The following is a 17114-nucleotide window of genomic DNA, read 5'->3' on the forward strand; positions in this document are numbered from 1 at the left end:
CTGTGTACGATAACAAAGTAAGGGTGTTTGTCAGCATTTTATTAATCAGGTGAAGGTATTATTGTGTTATACAGCTTGATGCACAAGCTCCCATTATTGCAGATGTTCGCGGGCCGTGAATCTCTGCTCTGGCAGGTGATGATAATCTACAACAACGAACAGTATATCGGTAAACAGCTTGCAGCCAATCTATTTAACCGCAGCGGTGTATTTGTTCTGCCGGCTTACACGCTGCTCACCGCCGAGCATGTCAGGCTGATCTCGCAGCACCAGATCAGGCTGGAAGCGCATGATGTGGTACAGCTCGACAATGCCGTCTATTATCAGCTTGCGGTGGATGAATGCACGGCGGCCATGGAACGCATCTTTGAACAGCTCCGTTATACCAAGAGCCGGCGGCTGCCGATGATTGAACTGCGGGGGGAAGTCATCCCGTTTATCCAGCAGGTCGGCGAGAAGAATGATTTCTTCGGCATTCTGGCCGCGCTGCAGTCCAAGGACGATTATACATACCGGCATAATGTTGCCGTCGGCATCCTGTCCACGCTGCTGGGGCGCTGGCTGAAGCTGAGGCCGGAAGAGCTCAGCTCACTCACGATTGCCGCTACTCTGCATGATATCGGAAAGGTAATGATACCCTCGGACATTCTGGCCAAAACGGAGGAGCTGACGGCAGAGGAGCGTGAGCTGCTCAAGAAGCACACTACTTACGGCTATGAAATGATCCGCGATACTGTCGGAACCTCGCATATGCAGGCGCTTGTGGCACTGCAGCATCATGAGCGTATGGACGGCAGCGGATATCCGTTCGGCGTCCAGGGACACCGGATTACCGACTTCAGCAAGATCGTGGCGGTTACCGATATTTTTCACGCGATGACCTCGGACCGTTATCACCGCCCGGCTGCTCCGCTCTATGAGGTGCTGCGGCAGATGGAGAATGATGTGTTCGGTAAGCTGGACCCTTACATTTGCCGGGTGTTTATCAACAAGCTGATGCAGTCGATGATCGGGAACGAGGTACTGCTGACCGACGGCCGGACCGGTAAAATTGTGATGATTCTGGCCCATGATCCGCTGCACCCCTTGGTCAACATCGATGAGGATTTTATCGATCTGAGCCGCCACCGCGATCTCGGGATCGTGCGGGTGCTGCCGCAATAAACATAAGCAAGACCCCCCGTTGCCAGGCTGAAGCCGCCGGCGCCGGGGGTCTTTTTTACGATGAGACTTCATTAGTTAAGCTATGTATGGATACAAGTTGCGTCTATCAATCTATATCGGTGGAACTGCCTGAACCCCCGGAGGGCTTACCCAAATTAATTTCTACTCTAACAATCAACAAATGCCCAGAACCTGCATACACTTGATAGTGAATGATTGTATGGAGGAGGTTCAAAGATGTCATTAAGTCATAAACGTCAGACAAGAGAGATCATTACGAAGGCTGTTTGCGGCAAAGGTCGTAAGTTCTCTACCGCAACTCATACCGTGACTCCGCCACATCATCCGACGAGTATTCTGGGGGCCTGGATTATTAACCACCAGTACGAAGCGGTTGCCGCCGGGAACGGAATTGAAGTCATCGGTACTTACGATGTGAACATTTGGTACTCGTATGACAAAAACAAACAGACAGAGGTAGCCAAGGAAACGGTCTCTTATGTAGAGCTGATTCCGCTGTCCTATCTGGACCCGAGACACCGCGCTTCCACCGTGGAGGTCACTGCGGAGGCAACGCAGGAACCCAACTGTGTGGAAGCGGGAGTATCCCCGGGTGGCGGCAGTGTGACGCTCCGTGTAGAGCGGGAATTCGAGGCGGAGCTGGTGGCTGAGACCAAGGTCCGCGTGTATGTCAGTGATCAGAGCGACGATCCGGAGGATAAGGATTATGACTTCGACGGTGAGAGCTTCGATTATGACGATCTGGACCCCGATGCCCTGGACGACGAGCTGTAGGATGACGGCGCCGCCGCCGCTTCACCTTGGTTGACTGCCTAAGGATAATACATTATATGTAGCGAGGGCGGCGGCGAGAGGGCGGATGCCCTCCTTTTTTTAAAAGATTTAAAAGTACAATCTCTCCGAAACGGTTACTGTCCTGTAAGGACGGCGTAGCCGTTTTTACTTGGATATTTAAAAGTATTCAAGTATCCGGTGTCCCCGCAAAGTGTCTGATCATCAACTGAAGGAGCATCGCTTATGAATGAAGGGCTGGATGTATACCGCAGTCTGTCTGCAGCCGGACGGGAGGACCGCTTGCGGCGAAGCGGTCTGGATGCCAGGCTGGGTCCGGACCCGGTGGCACCCTGGCGGCAGGCCGGTCCGGATACATATAGCAGCGGGACAGAAACACAGCGTCTGCGGTATTCGCTGCTTGTGTTTAATCTGGAGGTGGTGCAGGTCTCCTCCTTGGGCATGGGCCGGGGAATGACCGGGAAGCTGGAGGTAGGAGCGCTGCGGAGCGGGCGGGAAACGGCTCACCTGCCGCCGGCCATCCTGACAGGCGGCCGGGAGGCACATCCGGCGATCATGGAGCATGGCGCTGCCGCCGAAGGCGGGGGGCAGGCCTCCCCCGGCGGTGAGCCGGGCCGGCGGCCGGGCGGTGCAGCAGCACGGCTGGCTTCGGCCGCCGTGCGGGCACTGCAGGCGCTGGGGCTCGACAGCGGCGAGGTGCGGCTGGCGGCAATGGGAGAGCGCCGCTATACAGTGGAAGCGGTGCAGCCCCTGGCAGCGGACAGGCCGCTGCCGCCGCCTTGCCGCGCGGCGGCCGAGGCGCTCGCCGGCGCGCTTGCGCAGGAGCAGCCCGGCCGCCCGGGGCTGCTGATGGGCATGGACCCGGAGTTCCTCCTGCTCCGGGAGGAGACGGGCCGCGTCGTGCCGGCGACGCGGTTCCTGCCCACGGACGGCGTCGCCGGCTGCGACGCCGGACCTCCGGGAACGCGCGGCGCGTTCCCGGTCGCCGAGCTGCGCCCGGCGCCGCGCGGGACCCCGCGGGCGCTGCTGGCGCAGCTGTGGTCCGCCGCGGCCACGGCGGACCGGCGCATCGCCGACCGCACGCTGGCCTGGCGGGCCGGGGGCATGCCGCTGCCGGGCTGGGCGCTCGGCGGCCACCTGCATTTCAGCGGCGTGGCGCTGACGGCGCCGCTCCTGCGGGCGCTCGACAATTATCTCGCGCTGCCGCTGATGCTGCTGGAGGACGGCCGGGCGGCGGACCGGCGTCCGCGTTACGGGACGCTCGGCGATTTCCGCCGCCAGCCGCACGGCGGCTTTGAGTACCGCACCCTGCCGAGCTTCCTGGTGTCCCCGCTAATCGCCAGAGGCGCCGTGTACCTAGCGCACCTGATCGTCAGCCGGTACGAAGAACTGCCGGACCGGCCGCTCGATCGCGACGGCCTGCACGCCGCTTTCTACAGCGGCGACAAGGCTCTGCTGCGTCCCGAGATTCCGCCGCTGCTTGCACGGCTGCGGCGGCTGGACGGCTATGACGATGCCGCCGGGGCCATCGAGCCGCTCTTTGAACTGATCGCCGGGACGCGCGCCTGGGACGAGACGCGAAATGTCCGGCCGCTGTGGAGCGCCCGGACAATCACTGCAAGGCCGTTTTAGTGCTGCAGGTACTTCATGCTCCATGAACCAATCCGGCGGAAGCCCAGCTCCTCATAGATAGCTGCGGCTTTGGGATTGTCGTAGAACAGGCAGAGCGACTTGCCTTCCGCTAACAGGTCGGCGCAGAGCTGCGCCACAAGCCGGCGGGCCAGTCCCTGCTTGCGGTGCTCAGGGTGGGTAGCCACCCCGACAATCATCGCAGACAGCGAGTTCTCCGCCGATGTGGAGGCGCAGGCAACCACCTTGCCGCCCCGTTCCACATAATAGGTACGGCCGGTGCCGCTTTGCAGCGTCTGGCGCAGGCTGGTGCGCATCCCGGAGCCGCTGCCGGCGAACTCTTCAATAAGGTCGGTGAGCGCACAGACGGCTTCGACATCGTCTACTCCCGCCCTATGAACCATAACCTGCGTGTTCCCGCAGGCCTGCCGGACTTCTTCTGTCATGGCGGCAAGCTCGGAGAAATCCATCCGCTTCTGCAGACGGAACTCGATTTTATCACCGAACGCCTCCAGCACCTCCGCCGAGCCGGAGATCATCTCCGCCTTCTTGTTGGCCTTGATTAAGGCCGTAAACCCGTCCACATCGAACATTCCGCGCGCATAAGGCAAGTAACTGCTGTAGTAACGCAGCAGCACCGCTGTGAGCGGTCCGTCTTCCCCTGTGGTCTCGCCCCACACCTCCATGAAATCCTGCCCGAAGCCAAAATTCTCGACATCTCCGATCAGAAACAAATTAAGGGCCGCTTCCTGGCCGAGAAACGACAGCACCGCTTCCCGGTCGGCTTCTTCCAGCTTGCGAATCATTCTGCTCTCCCCCTCTGGCAATGCAGTATCCATCTATGAAAAGCTTCTGCCATTGTACAACATGCCGCCAAAAATGAATATGACAGCCGCGAATTAGGTGCAGGAAGCTTTTAGGACCTCCCTCAATGCGGGTAACGTTCATGTCCAAGTTTCTGTTATAATAGATAGACTTAGTGAAAAGGCATGGAGGTTAACAATGGCTAAATATACGCCGATGATCGAGCAATATTTGAAGGTAAAGGAAGGGGCGCAGGATGCCTTCCTTTTTTTCCGGCTGGGCGATTTCTACGAAATGTTCTTTGACGATGCGATTCTTGCTTCGAGGGAGCTGGAGATTACATTAACCGGGCGCGAAGGAGGCGGGGATGAGAAGATTCCGATGTGCGGTGTCCCTTATCATTCGGCCGAAGGCTACATTCAGCGCCTGATTGAAAAAGGCTATAAGGTCGCCATCTGCGAGCAGCTTGACGATCCGGCGGTCACCAAAGGGATGGTACGGCGGGATATTGTCCGGGTAGTTACGCCAGGAACCGTTATGGACGGGAAGATTGCTGACAAAAGCAACAATTACCTGGTATGCGTCACCGAAATCGACGGCATGCTGTCGCTCTCGGCCTGTGATTTGACCACAGGGGAGCTGTATGTCACGTCTGTTCTGTCGAACATGGAATGGCTGCGTGACGAGATTGGAATTTATGAACCGGCGGAAATTATCGGGGATGCCGGACTGCTGGAGACGCTTCGTGCAGAAGCGGCGCTGCTGGCCAAGCCTGTCGTCTATACGCCGTGGGACAAACGCGACGAGGAACAGGCGCGCCGGCAGTTCGGCGAAGCCGCTTGGGTGCGGCTTGAGCGGGAACGGGGGCACTGCCTGGCGATGCTGATCGCCTACCTTGGCGAAACCCAGCGCCGTTCGCTGGGTCAGCTGCGGCAGATTTCACCGTATGAGCCGGGGAATTACATGATTCTCGATCCGTTTACGCGCCGTAATCTGGAGCTGACGGAGACGGTGCGCGAGCGCTCCAAGAAGGGCTCGCTGCTCTGGCTGCTGGACCGCACCGAGACCTCGATGGGCGGCCGGCTGCTGCGGCGCAGAATCGATAAGCCGCTGCTGCAGCGTTCGGCAATTGAACGGCGGCTGGAGGCCGTCGATTATCTTTATAACCAGTTCATCGTACGTGAAGATATACGCGGTGCGCTGAAGGAGATTTATGATCTGGAGCGGCTCGTAGGCCGTATTGCCTTTGGCAGCGCCAACGGCCGGGATATGAATGCGCTCAGGTTGTCACTCGAGCAAATCCCTGCCCTGAAGGAGCTTTGCCTGACTTCAGGTTCTTCTACCCTGCGGGAAATCGGGGCCGCTATCGACGAGTGCGCTGAAGTCCGCGAGGATATCGGACAGGCCATCGTTGATGATCCGCCTGTGTCCGTACGGGATGGAGGAATGATCCGGCCGGGATACCATGAACGGCTGGATGAGCTGCGGGAGGCCAGCAGCAACGGTAAACGCTGGATTGCAGAGCTGGAAGCGAAGGAGCGCCTGGCTACCGGTATCAAGTCGCTGAAGATCGGCTATAACAAAATCTTCGGCTATTATATAGAAGTAACCCGCTCTAATCTGGCGTCCCTGCCGGAAGGCCGGTATGAACGCAAGCAGACACTGGCGAATGCCGAACGCTTCGTCACGCCGGAGCTGAAGGAGAAGGAAGCGCTGATCCTGGAAGCCCAGGATAAAATGACGGATCTGGAATACAGCCTGTTCAGCGGGCTGCGCGAGCGCATCAACGCCCAGATTTCCCGTCTGCAGGCCTTGGCCGAGAAGGTGGCTGAAATCGATGTGTACCAGAGTCTGGCTGCGGTCAGTGCGGAGCATCGTTTTGTTAAGCCGAAGCTTAGCGACGGCTATGATCTGCGCCTGGAGGGCGGAAGACATCCTGTCGTAGAGGCGGTGCTGAAGGATACGGCGTTTATTGCCAACGGCACGGCCCTGGGCCGGGAGGACGGCAATATTCTGCTGATCACCGGCCCGAATATGGCCGGGAAGAGCACTTATATGCGCCAGGTCGCGTTAATCTGCATCCTGGCCCAGATTGGCTGCTTTGTTCCGGCAGCCAGTGCAGAAGTGCCGCTGATCGACCGGATCTTCACCCGGATCGGGGCGGCCGACGACCTGATCGGCGGCCAGAGCACCTTTATGGTGGAAATGGCCGACATCCAGGTCATGACCGAGAAAGCGACGGCCCGCAGCCTGATTATCATCGACGAGTTGGGCCGCGGCACCTCCACCAGCGAGGGCATGGCCATCGCCCAGGCCGTCATCGAATATGTGCATGATACGATTGCCTGCAAAGCGCTGGTCTCCACCCACTTCCATGAGCTGGCTCATTTGGAACAGAGCCTGCAGGGGCTGAGAAACTATTCCATGGCCGTTCAGGAGAGCGGCGATAAGGTCAACTTCCTGCGCAAGCTTGTGCCGGGAGCGGCCGACAGCAGCTATGGCATCTATTGTGCCCGGCTGGCTGGCCTGCCGGAGGGCATTATTGACCGTGCGTACACACTGCTGCAGAGCATTGAACAGGCGGCGCCTGCCATCACTGTGGCGACGCCAGCTAGTGTCTCTCAGCCGGAGGTCCGGGGTGGCGGAGACGTATCCGCCGTGGGCAGCGCGGCTGACGACCGTCTTACTGCGGACAGACATGTTGAGCAGGAAGAGCGGCTATCTACCGGGCGCATCCAGTCTGTCGGCGAAGGGAGTGCAGATGCTGCCGGCAACGTGCGTGAGCACACCGGGGCGGCGGCTGCCTATGCGCAAACCGCTGTATCGCTGGCCGAAGAGGAGCAGGAGGTTGTGCAGCTCTCGATCTTCGGCGAGGAAGAGCCGCGCAAAGGGCGCCGGCAGGCTGCAGGCGTCCCGGCTCCGATTGCCCCGGTCGTCAAGGAGCTGATTGCCGCCGTGCAGGGGGCGGATCTGATGAACATGACTCCGCTGCAGGCGATGGGTCTGCTCAATGAGCTGAAGATGAAGGCCAAGGGCTTGTAGGCTGCGGTTCAGCCAGTTTTTTCAGGTACCGTAATTGTTTGAGCGTAAAGGACGACGCAAATAGATTGATTTTCGCACACTAATTTGCCGTTTGTACTGATTTCAGCACTCAATTTCAATTATCGCCACTTAATAGGGTTGGGCTGTATTGGCGTAGTCATTAACTTTCACCCGTTTAAGTGGCGGGTAGCCAACTATATAGAGTGTACTGAAGATATATTTGTTATAGCCGTGACTCCAGAGAACATTTGGATTTCCGTCCGTTCGCCTGATCGCTTTCCGTAGGAATAGCGGTCGGTTCTCCACACTCTCGCCGTAGTCAGGGCAAAGCTCAGGCGTAACTCAGGTCAAAGCTAAAGTGAACCCTATCGATCCTGCGATTAGTTCGATATTCGCACACTAATTCTTCCTTTTTTACGGATTTCATTAATCTAATTCGATTATCGCTACTTAATTTGGACAAAATTGCTGTGATGATTGATTTACAACCATATTAAGTGGCGATTATCCAACTAGAGTTGCGATCTACCTCCAAATGTGTGGAATTAAGTGGCGATTTTCCAACTAAAGCCTGCGAACAGGCGCTGCCTTTCATTCATCAAAACGATATAGAGCTGGCTGCCGTGGATTATTCAGCAAATAGCGTTATTCATCCGAAAATCGCGGGAGCGGGCAGCGGCCGAAAGTCACATAAGCTTACTGCAGTCACTTTCCGGTCTTATCGGCGAACTGCCTTAAGCGGACATAGAATTAGTTTTGTTTAATCAAATATTACCATTCATTGTTTGGCTCCATAGCCAAGTTAGCGAGGTGAAAGATATGAGCAAAATTCATGTGCTGGACGAGCATATTGCCAACCAGATTGCTGCCGGTGAGGTCGTCGAACGTCCGGCCTCCGTCGTCAAGGAATTGGTGGAGAATGCGATTGATGCGGGCAGTACGCGGATTGAGGTTTCGGTGGAGGAAGGCGGACTGCAAAGCATCCGCGTTAAAGATAACGGCTCCGGCATTGAGCCGGAGGATTGCGAGACTGCGTTCTACCGGCACGCCACCAGCAAGATTGCCAACGGTCGCGATCTGTTCCAGATCACGAGCCTGGGCTTCCGGGGTGAAGCTTTGCCCAGTATTGCCGCCGTCTCCAAGCTGTCCCTGCTGACAGCAAGCGCGGATGACGGCAAGGGCCGCCTGGTCGAGATTGAAGGCGGCAAGCTGCTCCGCAGTGAAGACGCACCATCCGGCCAAGGCAGTGAGCTTGCCGTGCGCGAGCTGTTCTACAATACACCTGCCCGGCTCAAATATATGAAGAGCATTCAGACGGAGCTGGGGCATATCTCCGATGCGATGTACCGGATGGCGCTGGCACATCCGGATATTTCGTTCACGCTGCAGCATAACGGCAACCAGCTGCTGCATACGCTCGGCAACGGTGACCTGCTGCAGGTCATTGCTGCTGTCTACGGCACCTCTGCCGCCAAGGCCATGCTGAAGGTCGATGCCGAGGACCCGGATTACCGCATCTCCGGTTATATCAGCCGTCCGGAGTGGACCCGCTCGAACCGCAACGCGGTAACGACCATCGTCGGCGGACGTTATATCCGCAGCAACGGGCTGAATGCAGCGATTCTGCGGGCCTATCATACGCTTCTGCCGATTAACCGCTACCCGCTGCTGGTGCTCAGTCTGGATATGCATCCGTCGCTCGTTGACGTGAACGTGCATCCGGCCAAGCTGGAAGTGCGGTTCAGCAAAGAGCCTGAGCTATACGCCTTCGTCGAGCAGGAGCTGCGCAAGGTGCTGCTCGGACAGGACCTGATTCCCCGCCCGACTAAAGAGGTCATCGGGGGCAAGAACAGCAGCTCCTTTATCCAGGAGCAGTTCGCGTTCCCGAAACCGCAGGCGGCTTTGCCGGCGGAGAACTTTTCTCGCGCGGACGGACGCCCCGACACACCACGCACGGACGGTTTACGCGCTGAAGTGCCGCATCCCGGCGCACCACGTGCCGACGGATTACGCACCGACGCGCCGCTCACCGACGCACCACGCACCGACGCATCACGCACCGACGTGCCGCACCCCGACGCATTACGGGCGGACGCATCTTCCGGTGCGGCTGCTCTGGCCGATCCGCGTCCGGCGGATCACTTCCGCAGCGGAGATGGAGGCGTCCATCTCCAAGATAGCGCGGACCTGCCCTCCGGCGGTCCTGATCGCCAATCTGCCGGCGCTGCACCGCTGCCGCAAGCAGCGGATACACCCGCTGCGAAGCCGTGGCAGCCGCAGGCCCGGGAGGCATCGGCCGGTTACGGGGCCTATCAGCCGCAGGCGCGGCCGCAAGTCTCCGGCGGGTACCGCCAGAGTGCTCCGGCTGCGCCCGGCAGGAGCGGGTATCCGGTACCGGAAGAGCTGTACGCTCCAGCGGGCAGTCTGGAGCCCGGCCTGCCGCAGTTTCCGGAGCTGAACTATATCGGACAGCATCACGGCACTTATATCATTGCCCAGAATGACAGCGGGCTGTATCTGATCGACCAGCACGCAGCGCATGAGCGGATTAATTACGAATATTATTATGAGAAATTCGGACAGCCGGCGGACGCCTCTCAAGAGCTGCTGCTGCCGATTACCCTGGAATTTACGCCATCGGAGAGCCGCCAGCTCAGCGAGCGGCTGCACTGGTTCGAGCAGGCTGGTGTGTATCTGGAGCACTTCGGAGGACAGACCTTTCTGATCCGTTCCCTGCCTTACTGGTTCCCGGAAGGAGAGGAGAAGGCGATTGTCGAGGAAATGGCGGAATGGGTACTCAGTGAGCGGGCCATTGATTTGGCGAAGCTGCGCGAGAAATCCTCGATTCTCTGCTCCTGCAAGGCTTCGATTAAAGCCAACCAGAAGCTGACCGAACAGGAAGTGTCCGCACTGCTCAGCAGACTGGCTGCCTGCCGCCAGCCGTACACCTGCCCGCACGGGCGGCCGATTGTTGTATCGTTCTCGGCCTACGATCTGGAGAAGCTGTTTAAGCGTGTCATGTAATGACGATGCTGATATCTTAAGAGACATTAACTATATACTGTAAAGTGCGTAATGAGTGTACTGAACGGAGGCATCATGATTATAACAACGGGCTTTGACCCGATACCGGATATTGAGAAGCGCGCATTGCGGCTGGCCGAACACATAGGGGCCGATTACGTGCCCCGCGGCGGCACCTCGGCAGCGAAGCTGCTCAAGCGATATGACGGGCGGGAAATACTGGTTGTGCTGCAGGAGACCGTGAGGCTGCTGGTCTCCGGCGCGGAACCGCTGGAGTTTCATCCCAGCATGGGCTTTATCCGGGCCAAACGGATTCTCAAAGGCGAGCCCGATCCGCTGATCGAAGCCGCCGGCATGCAGCCCGGAGACAGTGTGCTCGACTGCACGGCCGGTCTGGGCAGCGATTCGCTGCTCTTCGCCGTCTATGGAGGGGAGCATTCGCAGGTGACGGCGCTGGAGAGCGCCTTGCCGCTGTACTCCCTCCTGCTTGGCGGCATGGACAGCTATGTGTCCGGCTTGGCGGAAGTGGACGGCGCGCTGCGCCGCATCCATGTTGTACATAGCGATCATTACTCCTATTTACAGGCGCAGCCGGATAACAGCGCAGATATTGTATATTTCGACCCGATGTTCCGCTCGCCGCTGACCGATTCAGCGGCGATTTCCCCGCTCCGCCGTTTCGCGAATCCCGAGGCGCTTGCAGAGGGCAGTGTTGCAGAGGCGCTTAGGGTCGCACGTAAGCGCGTGGTGCTGAAGGAAAAGGCCCAGAGCGGGGAGTTTACCCGCCTGGGATTCACGGAGCTAAGGCGCGGCAGCGCCAAAACATCATACGGGGTGATCGAGCTGTGACAACAACGGACAAGCGCAAAGTGCTGGTGCTTCTGGGTCCCACGGCGGTAGGCAAAACCAGGCTCAGCCTGGAGCTGGCGGAGATGTATAACGCCGAAATTATCTCCGGCGATTCCATGCAGGTATACCGCGGAATGGACATCGGAACCGCCAAGATCAGGCCTGAAGAAATGAAGGGAATTCCCCATCATCTGATCGACATTCATGATCCTGCTGAAGCGTATTCCGCAGCCGAATTCCAGGAGCAGGGCGGGCGGCTGATCGAGGAGATCAGCGGACGCGGCAGGCTTCCTTTTATAGTGGGCGGCACGGGACTGTATATTGAATCTCTGTGTTACGGATTCCGTTTCTCTGCGGCCGTAGCCGATGAGGCCTTCCGGCAGGCGCAGGACGCCTTTGCCGAGGAGCACGGGGCCGAAGCGCTGCATGCGCGGCTGGCTGCCGTTGACCCGGAGAGTGCCTCCCGGCTGCATCCCAATGACCGGCGCCGGATTATCCGCGCGCTGGAGATTCACCATCAGACCCAAACGACATTGTCGTCCACCCAGGCAGCGCAAAAGCGGGAATTCCCTTATGAGCTGTGTCTGGTCGGATTAACCATGGACCGGCAGATTCTCTACCGGCGTATTGAGGAACGGATCGACCAGATGCTGGGGAACGGTCTGGTAGCGGAAGTCGAAGGTTTATTGCGCCAAGGCTGCAGCAGAAATATGGTTTCGATGCAAGGTCTGGGCTACAAGGAGATCGCCGCTTATCTGGAGGGTGAGCTGACCCTCGACGACGCCGTTACCCTGCTGAAGCGTGATACACGCCGTTTTGCGAAGCGACAGCTGTCCTGGTTCCGGCATATGAAGGAGATTGTATGGATCGATGATTTTCAGGAAGCCAATTATGCTGAGCATCTGCTGGCCATCCGCGCCGTAATAGCCGAGAAACTTAAGCTGTAGCTAAAAGGGGAACTGTCCTGTGATTGACGGAATGGGCTTTAAAGAATTAACATATAAAAAAGAGGAGAACTCCTTCGCCCGCCGAAATTATACTTAGGAGCTTCCCGGCCCTCCTGAATTGCTCTGTATCTCGGAGCCATGGTATAATAGCAGGAAAGTTTCTCTCAGGTCTTGAATATACTTTTGAACAATCTAATTGAACCATTGGGGGTACGTCATATGAACAAGTCCATTAACATCCAAGATACGTTCTTGAACCAGCTGCGCAAAGAGAATATCCCTGCAACAGTATATCTGACCAACGGGTTTCAAATCCGGGGAATCATTAAAGCCTTCGACAATTTCACAATTGTGATCGACAGCGACGGGCGTCAGCAAATGGTGTACAAGCATGCGATTTCGACCTTCACGCCGCAGCGGAGCGTATCGCTGATGCAGGACAACAGCGGCGAAGAATAACATTTTATGTTTTTGAAGCGAAACCTTTTTGCTTATAAATCGTTTGAATAGAGAGTGCGGAGAGCAACCTGCGAAGGTTGTTCTTTTCATTCGTGACCTTACATTTAGAGAGAAAGTTCCGAAAGGGAGTCAGGAGGAAGCATGGCTAGAGATGATATGTCCAGAAATAATCGGAATCGATCCAGAACTTCGAGCCCTGCAAATTCCAAAGGGAAACCGAAGAAGAAAAAGTTTTTAACGAAGAAGCGGGTGCTGTGGACCATGTTTTTTGCCATGGTGCTGGCCATTATCTGTGCACTGGGCGGTTACTTGTTCATCCTGCTGAACGGCGAGAAGCTGCTGGACGCGAACCGGGATAAGCTTACCGTCAATCCGCCGACGCAGATTTTTGACCGCAACGCCAATTTGATTGCCGAGCTGTCGCTGGAGAAGAGTGACCCCGTGGAGTATGAAGATATTCCGCCGTTACTGGTCCAGGCTTTTGTCTCCACCGAGGATAAGCGGTTCTTCGAGCACAAAGGGGTGGACTTCTGGTCCATCGGCCGGGCTGCCGTAAAGGACGTTATGGCGCGCAGCATGGTGGAGGGCGGCAGTACGATTACCCAGCAGCTGGCGAAGAATATCTTTCTGACCCGCGACAAGACCTTCTTCCGTAAGGCGACGGAAATGTCCATTGCCATGGCGCTGGAAAATGAAAAGAGTAAAGAAGAGATCATCACGATGTACCTGAACCGGATCAACTTCGGCGGTACAACCTACGGAATCAAAGCGGCCTCTATCCGTTATTTTGGCAAAAGTGATCTGAAGGATCTTAAGCTGTGGGAGATGGCAACCTTGGCGGCTATGCCGAAGGGACCGTCCCGCTACAATCCGCTGCGCAATCCCGAGCTGTCCAAGGAGCGCCGCGCTGTAGTTCTGCAGCTGATGTATGATCAGCAGAAGATTACCGAGCAGGAGATGAATGAAGCCAAGGCGGTGGATTACAACTACAAGCCGCCGGAGAAGAAGCAGAAGTATCAGGCATTTATTGATTTTGCTATTGATGAAGCTGAGGATAAGTTCGGTCTGTCGGAAGACGATCTCAATATCGGCGGGTACAAAATCTTCACGACCATGGACAAACATGCCCAGGAGACGGTGGAAGCGGCCTTTGCCGACAGTGATAATTTCGAGGAGAGCGTCGACGAGGAACTGGTGCAGGGGTCGATGACGATCATCAATCAGGAGAACGGCAGTATTGTGGCTTTGATGGGCGGACGCAATTATGAGAAAAAAGGCTTTAGCCGCGTCAATGACAGCCGCCGCTCGCCGGGCTCCTCGTTCAAGCCGATCGTGTCATATGCTCCGGCACTGGAATCGGGCAAATTCACCAGCTCTTCGATGCTTAGCAACGAAAAGCAATGCTTCGGCAACTATTGCCCGAGCAACCTGCATGGATATTCGAGCACCATCAGCATGAGCCAGGCGATAACCAAGTCGGAGAATATCCCGGCCGTATGGCTGCTGAATGAAATCGGTGTGAATACCGGCTTCCAGTTCGCCAAATCACTGGGTATTTCGCTCAGCGATGAAGATAAGAACCTCTCCCTTGCCCTCGGCGGGATGAGCCAGGGTACAAACACACTGGAGATGGCCCAGGCTTACACTGCTTTTGCCAATGGCGGTGAACTAAGAGAGGCGTATTCGATCAAATCGATTGAGAACAGCGACGGAGCGACGGTCTATAAGGCCAACACATCTCCTGAGCGCGTCATGAGCGAAGAAACGGCTTACCAGATGACGGAGATGATGCAGGAGGTTGTCACGGACGGAACGGGCAAGAAAGCCAAGATCAACCGTCCTGTTGCCGGCAAGACCGGTACAACCCAAAGCGGCTATGAAGGCATCAGCGCTAACCGTGATGTGTGGTTCGTCGGCTATACGCCGGAATGGACCGCAGCGGTATGGATGGGTTACGATAAGCCGAGCAAGAAGCACCTGCTCAAGAACAGCAGTCCGCTCGCTGCAGCGTTCTGGGGCAAGGTCATGGAAGAAGCGCTGGAAGGCGTGCCGGCCAAATCATTCCCGCAGCCTAAGGGTGTAATCGAAACTGAACCAACGGAGACCCCAGGTGCTGTACAGCCGGTCAGCGGACTCAGCGCCTCCTATGATCCATCGACGTTGACGGTCAATATAAGCTGGCAGGCAGCTCCGGCCGATGGGGTGGAATACCGGGTGTACCGCCGGGAAACCTCGGAGTCGGATTACAGTCTGCTGCTGAGTACCCAAGACACCAATATTGGAGACATCAGCGCGATGCCTGGTCTCACCTATGAGTATTACGTAACAGCCTATTATCCCGAGCTCGATACGGAAAGTGATGCCTCTGAGATCGTGACCGTGGCTGTACAGGATGAGGCGCCGCCTTCCGCAGAGCCTGTGGAGACTATGGATCCGGCTATTCCAACCGACGATGGCAGCAACGGCTGGGTTGATGATCCGGGCGACGGCTGGAACAACGGCAACGGCAATGGCAATGGTAACGGAAATAGTAATGGTAATGGCAACGGAAATGGGATCGGGAATGGCAATGGTAATGGGAACGGGAATGGCAACGGCAACGGAAATGGAGGAGGCAACAGTGGGGGCGGCACGCCTACGCAGCCTCCGGCAACACCGCCGCCGCCAACCCAAGAGCCGCAGGCAACTCCGGCAGCTACAGAGACGATTGCAACGCCTGTAGTGACAGCCGATCCCGCAGCCGCCGATGCCGTGACGGATGTGACCACTCCTTAAAGTTGAACATCCCATGGCTCACAGACGAAAGATGAACATAATGCAATACAGCGGTTCTGCTGTCGCTTCGGCGACGGGGAGCCGCTTTTTTTTACATATAATAGCTGATCTATCCATGCCCGGGGGGAATATCTGATGCTCATACACTTTCGTTCCGGTTACGCCTTTACATAAGTTGATAAAGGATGTTTTGAGTGTCTCTTCTAAATATGTTAAGCTGGAGACACCATTTGTTGAGAGGGAAATTTTATATGAAACGTAAATTCGGAGACCGGGCCAACTGGCGACGGATTACGCGCCGCCATTTTGCCTGCCGTTATGTGGAGACCCGGGAGTTCAGCGGCTATATTACCCTGTATACGATTTACGGATTGAAAGAGCCGCTTTGGAAGAGCTATGGCCGGCATACGTACCGCATCGCGGACAAGGGCTATTCCTGGCTGCAGTATTTCCCCAAGGACAGCCATTATATTGTGACGGCCATGTTCGATGACCGCCAGAATATTGTCCAATGGTACATCGACACCTGTAAGGTGCAAGGGGTGACAGATCAGGGAGTCCCCTGGTTTGATGATCTGTATCTCGATGTGGTGGTGCTGTGGAACGGCGAGGTATTCCTGCTTGATGAGGATGAACTGGAAGAGGCGCTGGAGCGCGAGGATATTACCGAACACGAATATAACCTCGCCTGGAAGACCGCTGATACGGTCATGAGGAGTATAGATGCTCATGCGTTCCCCTATTTCACACTCTCGTTGAAGCACCGTGCCGAGCTGTTTCATCACGGAGAATTCAGGAGGAAGTAACTTATGGAGTGGTATGTGTATCAAAAAGAATCCTCCCCGATTCGCAGAATGTCGGGGAGGCGCCGCCGCTCCCGCCGCAAGCGGGTGTGGCTGATTGCGCTTGTCGCGGTAGTTGCGGCAGGTCTGCTGTGGGTTGCAGTGGTGTTCAACAATATCAACAGCGCCAGAACAGCGTCACCTCTGCCGAAAGCGGATGCGGGCATAATTCTGGGGATGTCGATGTGGGGCGATGAACCCAGCCCGGGGCTGCAGGAGCGTCTGGACTATGGCCTTGAGCTATACCGGCAAGGGAGCTTTGGGGAGTTCATCGTTTCCGGCGGTCTGGATCACGAGGATTACAAGTTTACTGAAGCGGAAGGAATGCGTAATTATCTGGTGTCACAGGGCGTGCCGGAGGATATTATTCATCTGGATAACGAATCTACCAACACCTATGAGAATCTCCGCTACAGCCAGGCCATTATGCGGGAGGAAGAATTGAACACGGCGGTCATCATCACGCACAGCTTCCATGGAACGCGTGCGCTGGAAATGGCGGAGGAGCTGGGATATCAGACACCTGCATTGGCCGTAACAGAGAGTAAAGTGATGTCGATGCTCAAGTACAAAACCCGTGAGATTCTCGCTTATACCAAATGGAAGCTGCAGCAGCCTTTTATGTAAGAACACGAGAATAGGAACAGCTACGCGCCGCTGGAGAATGGATACTCTGCCGATTTGTCCGGAATAATCTGAAACTGCTAATAACCGCTTCTGAAACGGAATATAACTATAGAATAGAGAAGTGGTTAAGGCAGTCAGC

Annotated in this window: 12 protein-coding genes; 11 read left to right on the forward strand and 1 reads right to left on the reverse strand. The window is 56.5% G+C overall.

The genetic code is table 11. The features are described from left to right. Positions 1–63 precede the first annotated feature (63 nt). The 3 genes from F1379_RS07385 to F1379_RS07395 all read left to right on the forward strand — a co-directional run bounded on the left by F1379_RS07385 (position 64) and on the right by F1379_RS07395 (position 3609). A complete protein-coding gene (locus tag F1379_RS07385) occupies positions 64–1164 on the forward strand; it encodes an HD-GYP domain-containing protein (protein WP_239004585.1) in 1101 nt (366 codons plus the stop codon). A gap of 237 nt (positions 1165–1401) precedes the next feature. Beyond that, the gene (locus tag F1379_RS07390) at positions 1402–1959 is read left to right on the forward strand and encodes an outer spore coat protein CotE (protein WP_150267993.1); all 558 of its coding nucleotides are present in this window, start codon (positions 1402–1404) and stop codon (positions 1957–1959) included. Between the two features lie 243 nt (positions 1960–2202). Continuing rightward, positions 2203–3609: a putative amidoligase domain-containing protein gene (locus tag F1379_RS07395; protein ID WP_150267995.1), complete on the forward strand. Its 1407-nt coding sequence runs from the start codon at positions 2203–2205 to the stop codon at positions 3607–3609. On the opposite strand, the gene F1379_RS07400 is transcribed toward F1379_RS07395, so the two are convergent. Next, positions 3606–4412: a GNAT family N-acetyltransferase gene (locus F1379_RS07400; RefSeq protein ID WP_150267997.1), complete on the reverse strand. Its 807-nt coding sequence runs from the start codon at positions 4410–4412 to the stop codon at positions 3606–3608. The two genes, F1379_RS07395 and F1379_RS07400, sit on opposite strands and share 4 nt — an antisense overlap. Before the next feature lie 196 nt (positions 4413–4608). Between F1379_RS07400 and mutS the strand changes: the two genes are divergently transcribed. From mutS to F1379_RS07440, 8 genes are all read left to right on the forward strand, one after another. Continuing rightward, the gene (gene mutS, locus F1379_RS07405) at positions 4609–7452 is read left to right on the forward strand and encodes a DNA mismatch repair protein MutS (protein WP_150267999.1); all 2844 of its coding nucleotides are present in this window, start codon (positions 4609–4611) and stop codon (positions 7450–7452) included. An 819-nt stretch (positions 7453–8271) separates the two neighbouring features. Then, positions 8272–10476: a DNA mismatch repair endonuclease MutL gene (mutL, locus tag F1379_RS07410; protein ID WP_150268001.1), complete on the forward strand. Its 2205-nt coding sequence runs from the start codon at positions 8272–8274 to the stop codon at positions 10474–10476. 75 nt (positions 10477–10551) lie between these two features. Beyond that, entirely contained in the window at positions 10552–11325 is a 774-nt protein-coding gene (locus tag F1379_RS07415) for a class I SAM-dependent methyltransferase (protein ID WP_150268003.1), read from the forward strand. Beyond that, a complete protein-coding gene (miaA, locus tag F1379_RS07420) occupies positions 11322–12272 on the forward strand; it encodes a tRNA (adenosine(37)-N6)-dimethylallyltransferase MiaA (RefSeq protein WP_150268005.1) in 951 nt (316 codons plus the stop codon). The genes F1379_RS07415 and miaA overlap by 4 nt, the downstream gene beginning before the upstream one ends. A 219-nt stretch (positions 12273–12491) precedes the next feature. Beyond that, positions 12492–12731, forward strand: a complete 240-nt coding sequence (hfq, locus tag F1379_RS07425; RefSeq protein ID WP_150268007.1) for an RNA chaperone Hfq — start codon at positions 12492–12494, stop codon at positions 12729–12731. 141 nt (positions 12732–12872) lie between these two features. Continuing rightward, positions 12873–15506, forward strand: coding sequence for a PBP1A family penicillin-binding protein (locus F1379_RS07430; RefSeq protein WP_150268009.1), 2634 nt, complete (start codon positions 12873–12875; stop codon positions 15504–15506). Positions 15507–15757: 251 nt separating this feature from the next. Next, complete coding sequence (locus F1379_RS07435; RefSeq protein WP_150268011.1) at positions 15758–16312, forward strand: ribonuclease FAU-1 family protein; 555 nt, start codon at positions 15758–15760, stop codon at positions 16310–16312. 3 nt (positions 16313–16315) lie between these two features. Beyond that, on the forward strand, positions 16316–16975 hold the full coding sequence (locus F1379_RS07440; protein WP_150268013.1) for a YdcF family protein: 660 nt from the start codon (positions 16316–16318) through the stop codon (positions 16973–16975). The last annotated feature ends 139 nt before the right edge of the window (positions 16976–17114 follow it).

The sequence above is a fragment of the Paenibacillus tepidiphilus genome (assembly GCF_008635795.1).
Classification (GTDB): Bacteria; Bacillota; Bacilli; order Paenibacillales; family Paenibacillaceae; genus Paenibacillus_AQ; species Paenibacillus_AQ tepidiphilus.